Source organism: Marivirga tractuosa (assembly GCF_042140215.1).
Lineage (GTDB): Bacteria > Bacteroidota > Bacteroidia > Cytophagales > Cyclobacteriaceae > Marivirga > Marivirga tractuosa_A.
In genome coordinates this window covers 24693-41794 of record NZ_CP159478.1, presented here as the reverse complement: position 1 = coordinate 41794, position 17102 = coordinate 24693, and the positions used below count along the sequence as shown (strand labels likewise).

Here is a 17102-nt window from a genome sequence, read left to right as displayed (position 1 = left end):
ACTTCTTTTTACCTAAATTTAAGCATGCAGTCAGCTTTAAAGAAACTTTTTTATGCTTTCTTGATGATTATAGCCAGTATTTTGCTCGGCAGTCTAGGCTTTATGATTATTGAAGGCTATGATTTTCGAGATGGCGTTTATATGTCCGTTATTACTTTTTCAACCGTTGGATTTAAAGAGGTTCAACCTTTAAGTGATGATGGGAAGCTGTTTACGGTATTTTATATTATCTTAAATTTAGGTTTATTTGCTTATACAGCTTCCGTAATTTCTTCCTTCTTATTTGAAGGGCGATTTAAGGAAATTTACAAAACCTATACCGACAAAAAAGCATTGGAAAAATTAAATAATCATATCATTATCTGTGGATTTGGAAAAAATGGAGAAATTGCCGGAAATGGATTAAGGGTTTCCAAAAAAGAAATTGTTTTCATTGAAAAAAATGCAGATGTTATTAATAATTTCAATAACGAAAAAGGCTATCAATTACTCCATGGTGATGCTGTTTTAGAATCTGTTTTGGTTGAAGCTGGAGTTGAACGAGCAAGCACCCTCATCACCACTCTTCCTAGTGATGCAGATAATGTTTTTATAACTTTAACAGCAAAAGAGCTTAATCCACAAATTCAAATCATTGCCAAAGCAACAGAGAGAAATACTGAAAAGAAATTAAAAAGAGCTGGAGCAGATCATGTGGTAATGCCCGATAGGGTCGGTGGTTCCTACATGGCATCATTAGTTACCAGACCAAGTGTAGTGCAGTTTTTGGAAATACTCAATGGCGATCAAAATTCGGAATATTCCTTAGAGGAAATAAATCACAATCTTCTTAAAGATAAATTTAAAAATCTTTCATTGGGTGAAATGGATGTTAAAAATAAAACAGGTGCAACCGTTTTAGCTTTTAAAGATAAAAAAGAAGGATTTGTTTTCAGTCCTAACTCAGATGTTCGTTGCAATGAAGGCGATGTTATTATTTTACTTGGAGATAAAAAATCTGTAAAGGCTTTTAAGGATGAGTTTGTTGCATAAAGGGGCTTAAATAAACCCCTAAGATTTCAAAAAACCCCATCATTCAACTTCTTCAAAGCCTCCTTTTTATACTGAGTATCCACAACCACAGAAATATTATGTCGGCTTCCTCCATAGGAAATCATACGCACTGGAACATCTTGGAGTGCAGCAAAAATTTTGCTGACCAAGCCTGGTTTTTCGGCTACCATATTTCCCACTAAGCAAATGATGCTTTGCTCTTGATCCACTTCCACTTCCCCAAAAGGACGCAATTCACTTAAAATACTATCTAAATAATAAACGTTATCAATCGTTACCGATATGGCTACCTCCGAAGTGGTAATTACATCTATAGGGGTCTTGTACTTCTCAAAAATTTCAAACACTCTTCTCAAAAAACCATAGGCCATGAGCATGCGAAGCGATTTTACTTTAATGGCAATAATACCATCTTTAGCAGCAATCGCTTTGATACCTTCGCCTGCGCCCTCCTTAGTATGAATTAGCGTGCCCGCTGCTTCAGGCTTCATAGTGTTTTTCAAGCGAACAGGAATTGTTCTTTTTTGTGCAGGTCTTATACAAGAAGGATGTAAAATCTTCGCACCGAAATAAGCCAATTCGGCCGCTTCCTCGAATGAAAGCTCCGGTATGCTAAAAGTTTTTTCTACTACTCTCGGGTCATTATTATGCATCCCGTCAATATCCGTCCAAATTTGGATTTCATCTGCATTTAAAGCGGCACCCACCAAAGAAGCGGTATAATCACTGCCGCCTCTTTTTAAATTATCAATATTGCCTTCAGCGTTGCGGCAAATATAACCTTGAGTGATGATCAGATTCGTTTCAGCAGGTTGCTTCACTAAGATATCTGACAATTCTTTGTTGATAAAGGCTTCATCTGGCTCAGAAACAGCATCCGTTCTAATAAAATCAAGTGCATTAATTAATGCGCTATTTAGTTTGTGCTCTTGAAGGTGCAAATTGAATATATTGGTCGACATCAGTTCACCTTGGGCAAGTAGTTCTTTGTCAATCAAATTCGTGAATGGTTTTTCAACACACGTTCTGATAAAGTCCATGCTTTCAGATATGATTACATTTGCTTTATTTTTGAACACTTCAGTGTCAAATAGCTCTATCACAAATTCATCATATCTTTTTTGAAGCTTCTTAATAACCTTATTAGCCTGCTCATGCTCCTTTTTGCGTAACCTTTCTCCTATTTCCACCAATATGTTGGTCACTCCGCTAAGAGCTGAAAGTACTACTAATTTTTTATTATGGTCTTTCGTGATGATTTCACGAATCTGATTCATTCCTTGGGGCGTGCCTACAGAAGTCCCACCAAATTTTAAAACAATCATAATCCTTTTGCTAATCCTAACATTTTTAGTGCGGTAAATGCAGCTTCATCTCCTTTGTTTCCATGCTTGCCTCCAGCTCTGTCTAAAGCTTGCTGTTGTGTATTGGGAGTCAGAACCCCGAAAATAACGGGTTTGTTGTATTTAAGGCTGACATTGGTAATACCATGAGCCACAGCATCACAAATAAAATCGAAATGTTTTGTTTCTCCTTGAATAACACAGCCTAAACAAATTACTGCATCAACTTCGTTTCTTTCAGCCATCCATTGTGCGGCCAAGCTCAACTCAAAACTTCCAGGCACATAATGCTTTTGAATATTTTCTTTGGGAATTCCATTTTCCAACAATGTTTCATAAGCGCCATTGTATAATGATTCTGTTACTTCTTCATTCCATTCTGAAACTACGATTGCAAATTTTTTGTCTTGCAATCCTTTCATGTTTTTACCGGAATGTTCGCTAAGGTTTTTAAGATTTGATGCCATATTTTTTATTAATCATAAATGTTAATTACACAAAGAATATTGTTTCAAGTTTATATTTCTTTTTACTACTACATAAGAAAAAGTCCGCAGGCGTCTTTGACGCTTAATATGTCTCGCAAAGCCGCTAAGGCGCAAAGTTTTCGCAAAGGAAAATAAGGCTCTAAATCATAGATATGAACAGTCATTTTTTCTCTTCTTTTTTTGCGTTGCGAGGTCGTTGCGCCATTGCGTCTTTGCGTGAGTTACCTTTTTCGGCTTTGCCGAAATAAAAGCGTAAGACTTTCTTTTTCTATTGTAACTCGCTTTGCATGGACACTCCCTTCCCGCACCCTTCAGCTTTTTTTAGATGTCTTTGTAGTATTTGTAAAAGGTTTTTAATAAAATGTTTTATAATAAAAAAAAGGGAGAGGCTTTTTCAACCTATCCCTTTTCCTTAATTTATTTTTCTAATTAAATTATTTTTGAGTCTCTAATCGGGATAGGTATTTTTGTGCTTCCACCTTCTGTTTGGAATCACTAAAGTCTTCAACCACCTTTCGGTAGCTTCCGATAGCTGCTTCTATATCATTCGCTTTTTCGTAAGCCAATCCCTGTTTCATCAAATAAACTGGACTGAATTCCTTGTTGCTTTTGTAGCTTGCTGCTTCACCATATTGACCTGCTGCTTTAGAATAATTACCTAATTCCATATAGGCATCTCCAATTAAAGCGTAGGCTCTGGCCTGCACTAACAAATCATCACTACTGAAATCTTCTAAATAATCAATAGCGGTTTCAAATTCACCCTGATGTAGGTAAATACTTCCTAAATAAAAGCTTGCTAAATTCCCTGCTTTAGTTGACCCATAGTCTTCCACAATAGCTAAAAATCCGAAGTTATTACCATCACCATTCAAGGCTAAGTCATACTCTCCATTTTCATACCAATAAACCGCCTGGAACATTTCCTTTTGAGCTTCTTGGTTAAGATTATTCATATAGTATCGGTAACCAAAAAAGGCTACAATGATCAAGGCGATTACTCCCCCTAAACCAAATACTATTTTTTTATTGTTTTCAATGAATTCTTCTGTTTTAGAAAGTTGCTGAGCTAATACCTCAGGGTTTTCATAAAACTCCGATCCTTGTTTCTCTTTAGATTTTGTTTTTGCCATTGCCACTATTTTAAGACCGCAAAGCTATAAAAATTTATTTATTAATACCCAATTCCATCGTTTAATAGTTTAAAGCTTTGTGATTTAACCCATTAAAGTAAAGATGTCATATTTTAATAAGATAGTTTACTTGCAATCTTTATGTTTTTTAAAAGTTAAACCTATCAGCTTTGCTCCTTACATCAGCTTATATGATATTTCAATTTGAAACCTGATAGGTTTAGTAGTAAATATTTTTAGTCCACTATAAAAGGATAATCTTCCTGAGCGTAAACATCTCTGTAAACTTCATCCACATGAGGGAAATCAGAATCCTCAGCAAATTTTACACATTCCTTCACTTGCTCTTTTGCTGCGTTATCAATTTCTTTCAACTCATCCTCAGTAGCATATTTATTTTTCAAAATAGCTTCCTTGGCTTGCTCAATCGGATCTTTGCCTTTGTATTCTTCGAGCTCCTCTTTAGTTCTATACTTTGCAGGGTCAGACATTGAGTGACCTTTATATCTATAAGTTCTGAACTCCAATAAAGTTGGCCCATCACCTTTTCTTGCTCTTTCAGCTGCTTCTGCTACTGCATTGTGTACATTTTCCACATTCATGGCGTCTACACCCTTTGAAGGCATATCGTAAGCCTCACCCAAAGTGTGCAATTCAGTAACGTTAGAAGTTCTTTTTACGGAAGTACCCATGGCATAACCATTATTCTCAATTGCGAAAATAACAGGTAATTTCATGCTCATTGCCATATTTAATGCTTCATGGAAAGCTCCTTGACGAACAGCTCCATCACCCATATAAGTAATGCAAACATTATCTGTTCCTTTATATTGCTCAGAAAAGGCAATACCAGCTCCTAGTGGGATTTGTCCACCCACAATTCCATGACCGCCAAAGAAATGATTTTCTTTATCAAACATGTGCATAGAACCACCTTTTCCTTTGGAAACCCCAGTTTCTTTTCCGAATAATTCCGCCATTACGAACTTCGGATCAGTACCTAATCCGATTGGATGAGCATGGTCTCTATAAGCAGTGATATATTTATCACCTTTCTTCAATGCACTAACAGCACCGGCTACGCAAGCCTCCTGTCCAATGTAAAGGTGGCAAAAACCACTTATTTTTTGCTGACCATATAATTGACCGGCTTTCTCCTCAAATCTTCTCATCAAGGACATGGACTTGAACCATTCCATATAGGTTTCTTTGTCGAAACTCTTTTTATTGGCAGTTTTTGATTTCTTTGTAGCCATATTGCTTTTACTTTTTTCTATGAATTTCTTTCGTCACAAAAGAATAACTTAACTTTGTTTCTCTTGTTCCGGGATGCGAAAATAACGAAAAAACCCACAAGTGCGAAAAATGAAGCTCCAAAATATCCGATTAGCTCAATTCAAAAATTATCCGCAAGCAAATTTCTCCTTTGTGGATGGAATTAATTGCTTTTTAGGGCGAAACGGAATTGGTAAAACTAATCTGTTGGATGCCATTTATTATCTCGCTTTTACCAAAAGTGCATTCAATTCGGTGGATAAAGATAATATTTTGCATGATGAAAGTTTTTTCTCCATCAAAGCCAATTTTGAAGTGGAGGATAAAACCACCGAAATGCTTTGTGCAGTTCGATTAGGTGAGAAAAAAATGGTGAGGTGGGGAGGAAAAGAATATGAGAAATTAAGCGAGCATATTGGGAAATTGCCCTTAGTGATGATTATTCCACAGGATACGGATATCGTAAGAGAGGCAAGTGAAATGCGCAGGAAGTTTTTTGATAATTTACTCTGCCAACTCGATCAGGAATATTTAAAGCTATTGGTAAATTATAATCATCTTCTAAAACAAAGAAATGCTTTGCTGAAATCCTTTTTGGAGAAAAATAGGTTTTCAGCCGATCAATTGGCACCATATGATGAATTAATGATTCCTTTGGCCATTAAAATTGCTGAAATAAGGAAATTCTTAATGGAAAATTTCTTGCCCATTTTTCAAGAGTTTTATAAAGATTTATCGGATAATCAGGAAGGGGTAACCATAAATTATGATACCCGAGTAACAAATTCATTTGAAAAGGATTTTAAAGCTCAACATCAAAAAGATTTCCGCCAAGGAAGAACTACATTGGGAATTCATAAAGATGATTATGTGTTTCTTTCGGAAGAGAAGCCTGTCAAGAAATTTGGTTCACAGGGACAGCAGAAATCATTTGTTATTGCCCTGAAATTAGCGCAATTTGAGCTTCTGAAAACATCCAAAAATCAAAAGCCTCTTCTTTTGTTGGATGATATTTTCGACAAACTAGATGATAAAAGAATTGCTTATTTATTGAAAATGATGGCAGACGGAAGATTTGGACAAATATTTCTGACCGATGCCAGACCCGAAAGAAGTAAGGAGTATTTGAAAGATATTAACACCGAAAAGAAATTTTTTGAACTGGACCTAAATAGAGCCTATTAGGCAATTAAATGAGAAAAATTTGTATCTATCTGATATTATGTACCAAATAAAAGGTGTTTATGAGACTAATTAATAGATTCCATATAAAATCTCAAGACAATGTATAACAAAAAGAAAAACCCACATCCCGCCAGTATCAGAAAATCAGAAGCTACTCCGCTTGGACAGGTAATCAATGAAATGTTTGATGCTTATCACCTCAATAGAAAAGTAGACCAAACACAAGTGGTAAATCTGTGGCCAAAATTAATGGGAAAGGCTATTGCCAGCAGAACCAAAGGGGTTTTCATGAAAGACAGTAAGCTTTTTGTTACGGTTGAATCCAGTGCTTTGAAGCAAGAATTACTAATGAGCAAAGAAAGGATCATTCATTTGTTTAGGGAGGAGCTTGGTAAAGAGGTAGTGAAGGAGATAGTGTTGTTATAAGTTTGAAGGTTTCGAAGTACGGAAGTATTGAGGTATAAGTCATTTTCTCTAACAGACGTAAGTATTTATGCTTTATCATTATTAAGTGTCTGAAAGATTGATTATCTTATTTTTATTTAAAGCAAATGCCCTATGCACTTTTCATATTTCGTTCAACAAAAACTAAAATTAGCTTCCGCTATTGCTATAATATTGGTCATTGTATTAATTAATAATCGCTGGGAGAACAACAATATAAATGAACTAGGGGAAACTTTTGGTTCAGTTTATAAAGATAGGCTTGTGGTAGAAAATTATATTTTCAAATTAGCTTCTGCCACACATGAAAAAAAATATTTACTAACCCAATACAAAGTCAAACAAAGCTCTGAAATCAAAAGTGAAATTGCATCCATTAATACTGAAATTGATTTTTTGCTAAAAGATTACCAAACTACTTTTCTAACAGTCGGGGAACAGCAAGTTTTTAAAAATTTACTTCGAAATAACGATCAACTTAGAGCAATAGAAGAAAATCCAGAATTAGAAATTGCTCATTTAAACAGTTTATATGATAAAAATATAATTATGTTGAATAAGCTGTCTAAAATTCAAATGAAGGAGGGGGAAGCACTATACAAAAACTCAAGATCTATTGTGACGAGCAATGCAAGTTTATCCTATTTAGAATTAGGCCTTTTGATAATTTTGGGGCTTATTACTCAGGCTTTAATTTTTAATTCCAAATCAATTCGAGGTAGTCTACGAAAGGACAATAATAATCTGCCATTAAACTAGATTATCAATAAAACTTAAATGTTGTTCCAACCCTTTTGGATGATTGGTTGTCTTTGATATAGAAGGTTTTGGTTGAAATCTTTCTGTGGATGGCTGGTTACCGTTCATAGTTTTATGGTTGTAGGCGAAAAGGGTGGTAGCAATACTGCCCTTTTCTATTTTAGGGCTTGCTTAAAAACAGATTAAATAACAAAAATGAACTTTATACCTATTTAGGTAGTGAATACTAAATAATAGTTTTTTGGTAGGTGTTTGAGGCTAGAGCACCTCCTCTACTTCCCGGGCTAAAGCTCGAAGTATAACAATACTCCTTCACTTTGCCCGATTGTATATAAGGCACTTGAGACTTTTTAAGCAGGCCCTAATTTCCGACCAATTCTATTCTTTGTGATACCAAAAATTGCTTCTGGGTCTGTTTTCTCTTTCTTCTTTTGATCTCCTTTTAAAAATCCCCTTGTCAAAGTAAACTTTGTAGGAGAATGATGGTAGAAAAGGAAAGAAACTTCTCTGGTATAATTTCATCGGCTGATCTGAAAATTCTAATTGCCCTAAAGAAAAATCATCATTGTTATCAACATGATAGTAATTAAAATAAGGATTTTGGCGACTGTAAGCATTATATATGGAGAATGACCAAATCGCTCTATTTCCTCTTTTTGTAATCTTATGATAATTGAAACCTAGATCCAGTCGGTGAAAATCTCGCATTCTATCTGAATTTCTTTCACCGTAAATTAAGGTTTCCCTATCTATTTCAGGGTTAAATGGGTCTGGGGTATTGCGAAGCCCTAATGCAGGAGTAAAAGGAAGCCCAGTTTGGTAAGTCCAATTAGCAGAGAAGTCCCATTTTTCATTAATTTTTGTGCTTATATTGATGTTAAAAATATGTGGTCTGTCATATTCAAAAACATAAGGGTTTCCATTATTAATTTCAGGGAATTGATATTCCGTTTTCGATAAAGTATAGGAGGCAAAACCCGTCCACTTACCTTTTGATTTTTTCAGCATGGTTTCCCAACCCATACTTTCACCTGTGCCTCCACTAGTGATTTTGTTTTTCCAATTGGAATCACCTAATACTGCTGCTATTCCTTCTTTGTAGGTGGTCAAATTATCCAGCTCTTTATAATAGATATTGCTTTCCAATTGCCACATATTTTCCTGAAAATTTGCTTTATATCCTAAAGAATATTGTGTGGATCTAGAAGCAGGTGCGTATTCATCAGCAGGAATCCAAATCTCATTTGCACCAATGTCTCCAGTGGTGTAAAGCAAATGTGCGTATTGGCTTGCACTGGTAAAGCGAGCTAATAACCATTGGTTAGAAGTAACTCCTATTGCTAATTGCCCTCTCTGTACAAAATCAAAATCTGAATAAGTATCATTCTGATAAAAGTTAAACCTGCCCCCAACTTTTAATGAACTATTTTCCCAGAAATCTATGTGTTCATCAAAATAAAGAGCCCCTTCCAATACAGGAATGATTTCATTTTCGGTAATAATGTTTTGTGCGTTCGTGTTGTTTGGCTGATGGATTTTGTAAGATAATTGTGCGCCAAAATGCGTAGTTATAGAATTACTATTAAAATATTTCCAATCTGACTGCAAGCGGTTATCCATCAGTGAGGATCGAAAACGATTATCAAATGTAGGCTCATTATTATCTTCATCTTCAAAATAGAAACTGTTGTTTTTTAAGCGATAACGAACCACCGATAAACTGTTTTCACCTACAAGTTTTGAACTGGGTTTATATTTCCATTGCAGAGCCCCAAGCCAATTTCCCCAAACCGTCTGCAATCGGGTTTTTCCTATCGTATTAGGAATAGTTGAAGCCGATTCTGCCCATAAATTCATATAATCATCACCTTGATAAAAGTTAGCTGAAAAAGTATGCCTATCATTTAAATTATAGGTGAATTTCCCATTTATATCATGAAAGCCATAAGCAAAGGTAAAATCATTGCCACCAGAAAGTGTAGTCCCTAATGCCATTAATCCATCAATCATCGTTTTTCTGGCACTTAGCATGTAGGTTGCCTTTTTGTTGAGCGCAGGACCTTCCACCATAAGACTGGTGGCCATGGGGCCGATACTAAAATTCCCTTTGAATTCCTCCGCATTTCCTTCATATTGAGAAAGGCTGATGATGGAAGATAATTTTCCGCCATATCGTGCAGGAAACCCATCTTTATAAATTTCCATTGAATTAATCATATCGGGATTGAAAACAGAATAGAACCCTCCTAAATGATTGACATAGATTAATGGAATATTGTCAATCATATATAAATTTTCGCCAGGACTTCCTCCTCTAACAATCAGCTGACTGCTTCCTTCATTTTGGGCGGTGATGCCAGGAAATAATTGCACCGCTTTTAAAACATCTGGAGCTGCACCTATAGTGGGGATATTGTTGAAATCCTTAGATCTAAGCTGCGTCATGGGCTGGAAAACATCTCTAACTCCCATTACTTTGACTTCTTTTAAATCTCTATTCATTTGAAGATCAATGAATATATTTTGACTGTTTTCATTTACTTCAATTACTTGGCTTTTGTATCCTGTATAAGAGAATCTCAGAGAGTCTCTGAGCTTTGCATCTAAGGAAAAATAGCCGTTATGATCACTAATGGCCCCTTTTTTGTGTCAGTATTGATAATATGAGCCCCAATTAATTTCTCTTTTCCCGAGGCATCTCTAATATAGCCCGAGACATTAATTTGCTGAGAGAAAGCATACTCAAAACTTAATATAATAAATAAACTCAAGCAAAGGGTGATATTCCTTTTCATTGGTCAAAATAGTTTTCGGTTCCAGAAGGGTAGATAGTATCTGTTTTTACATAAGAATAGCCAGCATTAATTCCGTACGCTCCTTCTATATTATCAAAATTGGAAATAGCGGCTTGGTTTCCTGAACCTATGATGGGGTAGCGGCTATTTTCATATTGATAATTTTGCTTTAAAAACTCATAGTATGCTTCATTAAGGGTCCATAATTCAACAACCAGTGGGAAGGTATCAGCAACCCAAGGACCGCCACCGCTACTGGAAGCCCCGCTAGTGGTGTAATTAATCAAAACTTCCTGACTATCTCCTGTCATTATTTCATTGGAGAATAAAGGAAAAGGTACCCCTTCATTTAATAAAATAGGGTCTTCAATATTTAGAATTGCAATTCTGTTATCATCTTGGGCATCTTCATATTGATTCCTCTCTAAAAGGCGAATATTCACGTAAAAGTAGTCCTTTGATGCATTATTAGGGACTTCTATTTTCACAGCAGGATGGCTGACTCCTTCATCATTGACACCCGCCACATCAATATGCTCTATGGTTAGGATGGGTTGAGGAGCAGGTATGATTTGATTGAAACTCGTTTTGAGTTCTCGCGAAGCATCATATATCTCAAAACGGTACTCCTTATTCGTTTCAATCTGTTGATTCAATTTATAGGTGGCTGAATTTTCATCATAACTCAAATCAAAAGTTCCATTTTCAAACATCAGTTTAACCAATGCATCTTCAACTGGCGGATTTCCTTTACCATTTACGGAAGTGGTTTTGGTTATTTCTACTTCTATGCTGTCCCCTGCAATCATTATATTATTGATGACCCAGTCATCATTAAATTCCGGGAAATCATCTTCCAACAATTTGGTGCAACTTGAAAGTCCAGTTATGAAAATAAAAAAGACACTTAATAATAAATTTCTCATATTTTAAAATTTTATACTTAAGCCATATCTGAAATTAATAGCTGATCTGTAATTATATTCAGCATAAATCCCCCAATGTTGAAATAAATGATACGCTAATCCAGCCCCAATATCATATTCAAAAAAATGTTCTTGTGGGCGAAGTGAATCATCATAAACGGGAGAATAAAATCCTCCTATTTTGGTATTTATATATAAATCTAATCTAAAGCGATGTCCTTCGGATAATAAAAGCTGTAATGGGTGAAAATTGCTTTGAATCCCGTAATGAAAGGCTCTGTTCTTTAATTCCAAGATGAAAGATTCATCCGTAAAAGGATTGGTTCTTATAACAGGATAAAAATCAGGGCGTGTTGATAGAAATGAGCCAACTTCAATAAATCTGGTGATACCACGGTTATATTCTAATTGGAAATAGTGAGACTTTTTAAATAAATATTGCTCAAAATAACTATGAGAAGCTTTGATGTTGTTCCTTCCTTTCAGTCCTTTTTGAGCATAAACGCTCTCAATAGAAATAAAGAAAAGTACAAATATGATTAGGGTTGAATAGTGCTTTTGGTTCATGACAATACATAAACCTGAAAGCTATAGGATTTATTGTAGAAATGCTAAAAAAGAATCACATCGAATTTTCATTTTCGATATGATTCTAGTCATTTACCACTCCAGAGGAACTTCCATGAGCAACATTTCAGCATCTTCATTGGCTTTGATATTTACCTCTTCCAAATTTAGCAAGCCAATTCCATCTCGCTTTTGAAGCTTTTCTCCACCAATTTCGATTTCTCCTTCAAGCAAAAACAAAAATAGGCCATTATCCTTTTTCTTTAATTCATACTTCTTCTCAAGGCCCTTATCAAAATCTGCTAGATGAAACCAGGCATCTTGTTGAATCCAAGTATCTAATCCACCATCTATCGGGGAAACCACCATTTGGAAACTGTTTTTTCTATCTTCCACTGGATAATGCACTTGTCCGTATCTTGGCTCAATATTTTCCTTATTCGGGAAAACCCAGATTTGTAAAAATTCAGTACCCATATCTTTATTAGGATTAAATTCCGAATGTGTAACCCCAGTTCCTGCCGACATCACCTGAACATCTCCTTGCTTAATGATAGCTTGATTTCCCATACTGTCTTCATGCGCCAAATCTCCCTTTAAAGGAATTGAAATGATTTCCATATTTTCATGCGGATGCTTAGGAAAACCTGTTCCGCTTGTAATTTTATCATCATTCAGAACCCTTAATGCTCCAAAATGAATTCTATTTGGATCATAATAAGAAGCAAAACTAAAAGTGTGATGGGTATTTAACCAACCATGATTTGCATGCCCTCTTGATCCTGCTTTATAAATAATTTTTTCCATTATCTTAAATTTATATGTAGATACATGTAATTACGGGTAAAGCTAAAAGTTGTGACGTTTTTCATTAAAAAAGTGAATGATTATATGTTTATGGATTCAAAGGTGCAATTGAGTTTTGCTCCCCTTCTATATTTTTTACGATAGCTAGAAAGAAATAGGATCTATTTTTTGTAATAAAATCTTGACCATTTATCAATTTTTCTGAATCCACTTGGCAAAACAATATTATTTATAAAAATTATTTTATAAATTTAGTCAATCAGAAAAAAACCATAAACAATGAATATGCATTTAAAATCAATCGTAATTGTATCCCTTTTAGCAGTGGTAGCATGTAGTCCACAAAAGAAAGAAAAGGAAGAAAGTAATTCTGAAGCTTTTGAAAAAGCGCAAGATGAAGTAAAAGAAAAGATTTCTGGCGTAGTAAAAGAAATGCCAGCACCTTCAGAAATCCCATTTTTATTAATGGAAACGGGTGCTGATTTAGATGAAAGTCTTATCCATGACGTAAATAATATAAGTAATTACAGCAGCAATAATAATGAAGCAGCTGTAAATCTAGGGGTTTACGCAACAGATGTGGCCTATTTAAGTGCTTATGAAAAATCTCAAAAAGCCTTGAATTACATGACTGAAATCAGACCTTTGGCCGACCAGTTAGCCCTTTCTGGTTCATTTGATCCTAAAACTGTAGAAAGATTCGAAAGCAATCTTTCCAACACAGATTCATTAGCTATGATAGTTAATGAAGCAATCAATAATGCTGATGACCATTTAAGAAAAACAGATAGACCAAAAGTAGCAGCCTTGCTATTAGCGGGTTCTTTTATTGAAGGACTTTACATCGCAACTGCATTAGTGGAAAATTATCCAAAGGAACTTCCTGATAATGCTCGTAAATTAATTTTAATTCCATTAGTTGATGTTATTGTGAAGCAAGAAGAACCATTGGTTGATTTAATTGAACTTTTAGAAAGTGTAGAACAAGATGATTATACATCTACTTTGATAAAAGACCTTAAGGGTTTAAAGGAGGAGTATAAAAAACTTAATGTTCAAAAGTTGATGGATGAAGGCAAGGGCTCCGAACTATTAGAAGATGAAACCTTAGATAATATCACCAATCAAATGGGTAAAATTAGAGATGATGTGACTGGATGATTATAAGTGAAAATCATTATTTTAAAAGGGTATGGGAGCATGTTGAATTGCAGTCTCTACCCTTTTTTCTTTTCTAATCTATTCCATATTTCAATTTCAAAACTAAGCTATGAGTGAAAATCTATTAAAAGCGCTGTTAGAGTTATTTGCCATTATTGCAAAAAAGGGAACAGTTACAGAAGATGAGCGAAACAATGTAAAGAAATTTTTAACTGAAACCCTTTCAGAAGAATCTGCTGAGCGTCATCTGAAAATGTTTGATGGATTTACAAATGCTTCAGCTACTGATAGTGATACTAAAATTAATGCTATTTGCCATAAAATTAACGAGGAGTTCACTTACCCTCAAAAAATAATCTTAGCGCTACAACTTATCGAATTAATACTTGCTGATGGAGAAATAGCAGAGGAAGAAACTCAGATCTTAGATAGTGTCGCTGAAAACATAAAACTACCCTCCGAAATTATAGCTTACATTCAGTCTTTTGCCCTTGCTAAAAATATTGAAGATTTTGAATCAGATAAATTTTTGATAGTTGCTGAAGATGACAAGAAAGTAGCCGATTCTGCCTATTTCATTCAAGAAGATCATTTGGAAGGATTCTTAGCAGTTCTAAAACTTTCGGGTACTGAAATGTATTTTGTGAAATACCTTGGGAAGGCTCAATTGAATATGAATGGTATTCCGCTCAGGAAAAATACCATTACTTTATTTCCTTCAGGAAGTACCATTAAGGGCGAGAAGTCCCAAACAGTCTTCTATAGTGATGTGGCAAGTCATTATAAAACGGATGATAGTACGCCCAATATTTCATTCGTAGCAGACAATATTAGCTTTACATTTCCAAACGGACATCAAGGTTTACATAATGTAAATATTGCGGAAGATACCGGAAGATTAGTTGGGTTAATGGGTGCCTCAGGCTCAGGAAAATCAACTTTGCTCAATGTCCTTAATGGAAATGAAAGGCCAACTGGCGGGAAAGTTGAAATCAACGGCATTAACATTCATGACAATCCAGATGCTATAAAAGGGACGATTGGATATGTTCCTCAGGATGATTTATTGATTGAAGAATTAACGGTCTATGAAAACCTTTTTTATGCGGCTAAACTTTGTTTTGATGATAAATCATCAGCTGAAATTGAAGAATTAGTATCTAAAACATTAGCTTCTTTAGGTTTAACAGAAACCAAGCACTTGAAAGTAGGTTCACCATTGGATAAGACCATAAGCGGTGGCCAAAGAAAAAGGCTGAACATTGGCTTAGAGTTACTAAGAGAGCCTTCCGTTCTTTTTGTAGATGAACCCACTTCTGGCCTTTCCTCTAGAGATTCGGAAAATATAATGGATTTACTCAAAGAATTGAGTCTAAAAGGAAAAATGGTTTTTGTGGTGATTCACCAGCCTTCATCAGACATTTTCAGGATGTTTGATAAATTAGTGATTCTAGATGTTGGCGGATTTCAAATTTATTACGGCAATCCTGTGGAAGCCGTTCTCTATTTCAAAAACCAAATTAATACTATCGATAAAGATCAGGCGGCTTGTATTGAATGTGGAAATGTTAATCCCGAGCAAATCTTCAATATTATTGAAACCAAAGTGGTAAATGAATACGGAAAAGCTACAGATGAAAGAAAAATCAGCCCTAAAAGATGGTTTAGCCTTTTTGAACAACAATTAGTAGTCCCAAAAGTAGAAAATCCTGACCCATTACCTGAACCTGAGTTGCAAATTCCCAACTGGACAAAGCAAATAGTATTATTTTTTAAACGGGATTTCAAATCAAAATTGGCAAATCGTCAATATTTGCTCATCAACCTATTAGAAGCCCCAATTTTGGCATTTTTATTAGCCTATATTATTCGCTTCTATCCTGAAAATGAAAAGAATGAATATCTATTTATAGACAATCTTAATATTCCAGCATTCTTCTTTATGAGTATTATTGTGGCACTTTTTATGGGATTAACCGTAAGTGCTGAGGAAATCATAAAAGATAGGAAGATTTTAAAAAGGGAATCTTTTTTACATCTAAGTAGAAGCAGTTATCTCTTCTCAAAAATTGGCATTTTATTCTTATTCTCAGCCGTTCAAACTTTCACTTATGTCATTATAGGAGATTTGATTTTAGAAATTGATGGAATGAGTCTTACGTATTGGGCAATTCTATTCACTACTGCCTGTTTTGCTAATATGTTGGGATTAAATATTTCCTCAGCTTTCAATTCTGCTATTACCATTTATATTTTAATCCCAATATTATTAATTCCTCAATTAATTTTAAGTGGAGTGGTAGTGAAGTTTGATAATCTAAATCCCCAAATCACCACTCCAGATAAAGTGCCATTAGTAGGAGAATTAATGGCATCTCGTTGGGCTTTTGAAGCTTCTATGGTTGCGCAGTTCAAATCAAATGACTATGCCCAACCATTTTATGAATTAGATCAACAAATGGCTCAATCAGAATATAAAACGGTTTATTATATCCCCAGATTAAAATCTAAATTAGATTTCCTATCAAGAAATATTGAAAACCGAGAGACTGAAGAATTTGCTGAAGCCATTAATCTCCTTAAAAGAGAAATAGGCCTTGAATTGGAAGTTGTTGGAGAAGATAAATTTGATGCATACCATAAATTAACAGTTGATAAGTTTGACAAATGGACTGCTAGAAAAACTGAAGAGTTTCTAAATACCTTAAGTCGTTTTTATAATAACTTCTTCAATGAAGCCAATTCAAAAAAGGAAAAAGCTATTTATATGCTTACCTCCAGCCCAGAGAAAAAACAGCGATTTGAGTATTTAAGAGATAATTATTATAATAAAACAGTAGCTAATCTGGTCAAAAATACCAATGATGCAAATAGAATAATAGAGTATGATGGTCAATTAATCCAGAAGATTTATCCTGTTTATATGGAGCCACAAGCAAATCATTCATTAGATTTTCGAACACAATTTTATGCTGGCCAAAAACATTTCGGTGGATATATTTTCAATACGCTACAGTTCAACCTAGCCATTATTTGGCTAATGAGTATCTTACTTTATGTAACACTTTATTATGATGTATTGAGAAAAATCGTGAATTTTAAAAAGCCTTTTTAAGGATGATTTTCAAGATCACACAAAACAATTTGTCAGAATTTATATTTAAGC

15 protein-coding genes are annotated in these 17102 nt (G+C 34.8%); 6 read left to right on the top strand and 9 right to left on the bottom strand.

Annotated features, from left to right (window positions below):
• The first annotated feature begins 24 nt into the window (after positions 1-24).
• Entirely contained in the window at positions 25-1032 is a 1008-nt protein-coding gene (locus tag ABWH96_RS00195; protein ID WP_375579530.1) for a potassium channel family protein, read from the top strand.
• A 26-nt stretch (positions 1033-1058) separates the two neighbouring features.
• On the opposite strand, the gene ABWH96_RS00190 is transcribed toward ABWH96_RS00195, so the two are convergent.
• From ABWH96_RS00190 to pdhA, 4 genes are all read right to left on the bottom strand, one after another.
• Positions 1059-2378 (bottom strand): aspartate kinase, encoded by a 1320-nt coding sequence (locus ABWH96_RS00190; protein WP_375579529.1) that lies wholly within the window; start codon positions 2376-2378, stop codon positions 1059-1061.
• Entirely contained in the window at positions 2375-2863 is a 489-nt protein-coding gene (gene ribH / locus ABWH96_RS00185; RefSeq protein WP_375579528.1) for a 6,7-dimethyl-8-ribityllumazine synthase, read from the bottom strand. Before ribH ends, ABWH96_RS00190 begins: the two co-directional genes overlap by 4 nt.
• A 455-nt stretch (positions 2864-3318) precedes the next feature.
• Complete coding sequence (locus ABWH96_RS00180; RefSeq protein ID WP_375579527.1) at positions 3319-4017, bottom strand: tol-pal system YbgF family protein; 699 nt, start codon at positions 4015-4017, stop codon at positions 3319-3321.
• 236 nt (positions 4018-4253) lie between these two features.
• Positions 4254-5273, bottom strand: a complete 1020-nt coding sequence (pdhA, locus tag ABWH96_RS00175; protein ID WP_375579526.1) for a pyruvate dehydrogenase (acetyl-transferring) E1 component subunit alpha — start codon at positions 5271-5273, stop codon at positions 4254-4256.
• Between the two features lie 109 nt (positions 5274-5382).
• On the opposite strand from pdhA, the gene recF reads away from it, so the two are divergent.
• From recF to ABWH96_RS00160, 3 genes are all read left to right on the top strand, one after another.
• Positions 5383-6477 (top strand): DNA replication/repair protein RecF, encoded by a 1095-nt coding sequence (recF, locus tag ABWH96_RS00170; protein WP_375579525.1) that lies wholly within the window; start codon positions 5383-5385, stop codon positions 6475-6477.
• A gap of 99 nt (positions 6478-6576) precedes the next feature.
• On the top strand, positions 6577-6903 hold the full coding sequence (locus ABWH96_RS00165; protein ID WP_375579524.1) for a DUF721 domain-containing protein: 327 nt from the start codon (positions 6577-6579) through the stop codon (positions 6901-6903).
• Between the two features lie 132 nt (positions 6904-7035).
• Positions 7036-7680, top strand: a complete 645-nt coding sequence (locus ABWH96_RS00160; protein ID WP_375579523.1) for an MCP four helix bundle domain-containing protein — start codon at positions 7036-7038, stop codon at positions 7678-7680.
• A gap of 378 nt (positions 7681-8058) precedes the next feature.
• Here ABWH96_RS00160 and ABWH96_RS00155 read toward each other — a convergent pair whose 3' ends face one another.
• The 5 genes from ABWH96_RS00155 to ABWH96_RS00135 all read right to left on the bottom strand — a co-directional run bounded on the left by ABWH96_RS00155 (position 8059) and on the right by ABWH96_RS00135 (position 12775).
• The gene (locus ABWH96_RS00155; RefSeq protein ID WP_375579522.1) at positions 8059-10182 is read right to left on the bottom strand and encodes a TonB-dependent receptor plug domain-containing protein; all 2124 of its coding nucleotides are present in this window, start codon (positions 10180-10182) and stop codon (positions 8059-8061) included.
• Between the two features lie 101 nt (positions 10183-10283).
• Entirely contained in the window at positions 10284-10475 is a 192-nt protein-coding gene (locus ABWH96_RS00150) for a hypothetical protein (RefSeq protein ID WP_375579521.1), read from the bottom strand.
• Entirely contained in the window at positions 10472-11401 is a 930-nt protein-coding gene (locus tag ABWH96_RS00145; RefSeq protein WP_375579520.1) for a DUF4249 family protein, read from the bottom strand. The genes ABWH96_RS00150 and ABWH96_RS00145 overlap by 4 nt, the downstream gene beginning before the upstream one ends.
• Positions 11402-11404: 3 nt before the next feature.
• Complete coding sequence (locus tag ABWH96_RS00140) at positions 11405-11968, bottom strand: hypothetical protein (protein ID WP_375579519.1); 564 nt, start codon at positions 11966-11968, stop codon at positions 11405-11407.
• Between the two features lie 93 nt (positions 11969-12061).
• Positions 12062-12775 (bottom strand): pirin family protein, encoded by a 714-nt coding sequence (locus ABWH96_RS00135; protein WP_375579518.1) that lies wholly within the window; start codon positions 12773-12775, stop codon positions 12062-12064.
• A gap of 285 nt (positions 12776-13060) precedes the next feature.
• On the opposite strand from ABWH96_RS00135, the gene ABWH96_RS00130 reads away from it, so the two are divergent.
• Positions 13061-13936: a hypothetical protein gene (locus tag ABWH96_RS00130; RefSeq protein WP_375579517.1), complete on the top strand. Its 876-nt coding sequence runs from the start codon at positions 13061-13063 to the stop codon at positions 13934-13936.
• Between the two features lie 109 nt (positions 13937-14045).
• On the top strand, positions 14046-17051 hold the full coding sequence (locus ABWH96_RS00125; protein WP_375579516.1) for an ATP-binding cassette domain-containing protein: 3006 nt from the start codon (positions 14046-14048) through the stop codon (positions 17049-17051).
• Positions 17052-17102: the final 51 nt, after the last annotated feature.

Coding starts and splice junctions, on each gene's coding strand:
- ABWH96_RS00145 (WP_375579520.1), bottom strand. CDS start 11,401: ATGAGAAATTTATTATTAAGTGTCTTTTTTATTTTCATAACTGGACTT.
- ABWH96_RS00150 (WP_375579521.1), bottom strand. CDS start 10,475: ATGAAAAGGAATATCACCCTTTGCTTGAGTTTATTTATTATATTAAGT.
- recF (WP_375579525.1), top strand. CDS start 5,383: ATGAAGCTCCAAAATATCCGATTAGCTCAATTCAAAAATTATCCGCAA.
- ribH (WP_375579528.1), bottom strand. CDS start 2,863: ATGGCATCAAATCTTAAAAACCTTAGCGAACATTCCGGTAAAAACATG.
- ABWH96_RS00130 (WP_375579517.1), top strand. CDS start 13,061: ATGCATTTAAAATCAATCGTAATTGTATCCCTTTTAGCAGTGGTAGCA.
- ABWH96_RS00190 (WP_375579529.1), bottom strand. CDS start 2,378: ATGATTGTTTTAAAATTTGGTGGGACTTCTGTAGGCACGCCCCAAGGA.
- ABWH96_RS00135 (WP_375579518.1), bottom strand. CDS start 12,775: ATGGAAAAAATTATTTATAAAGCAGGATCAAGAGGGCATGCAAATCAT.
- ABWH96_RS00195 (WP_375579530.1), top strand. CDS start 25: ATGCAGTCAGCTTTAAAGAAACTTTTTTATGCTTTCTTGATGATTATA.
- ABWH96_RS00125 (WP_375579516.1), top strand. CDS start 14,046: ATGAGTGAAAATCTATTAAAAGCGCTGTTAGAGTTATTTGCCATTATT.
- ABWH96_RS00180 (WP_375579527.1), bottom strand. CDS start 4,017: ATGGCAAAAACAAAATCTAAAGAGAAACAAGGATCGGAGTTTTATGAA.
- pdhA (WP_375579526.1), bottom strand. CDS start 5,273: ATGGCTACAAAGAAATCAAAAACTGCCAATAAAAAGAGTTTCGACAAA.
- ABWH96_RS00140 (WP_375579519.1), bottom strand. CDS start 11,968: ATGAACCAAAAGCACTATTCAACCCTAATCATATTTGTACTTTTCTTT.
- ABWH96_RS00160 (WP_375579523.1), top strand. CDS start 7,036: ATGCACTTTTCATATTTCGTTCAACAAAAACTAAAATTAGCTTCCGCT.
- ABWH96_RS00165 (WP_375579524.1), top strand. CDS start 6,577: ATGTATAACAAAAAGAAAAACCCACATCCCGCCAGTATCAGAAAATCA.
- ABWH96_RS00155 (WP_375579522.1), bottom strand. CDS start 10,182: ATGAATAGAGATTTAAAAGAAGTCAAAGTAATGGGAGTTAGAGATGTT.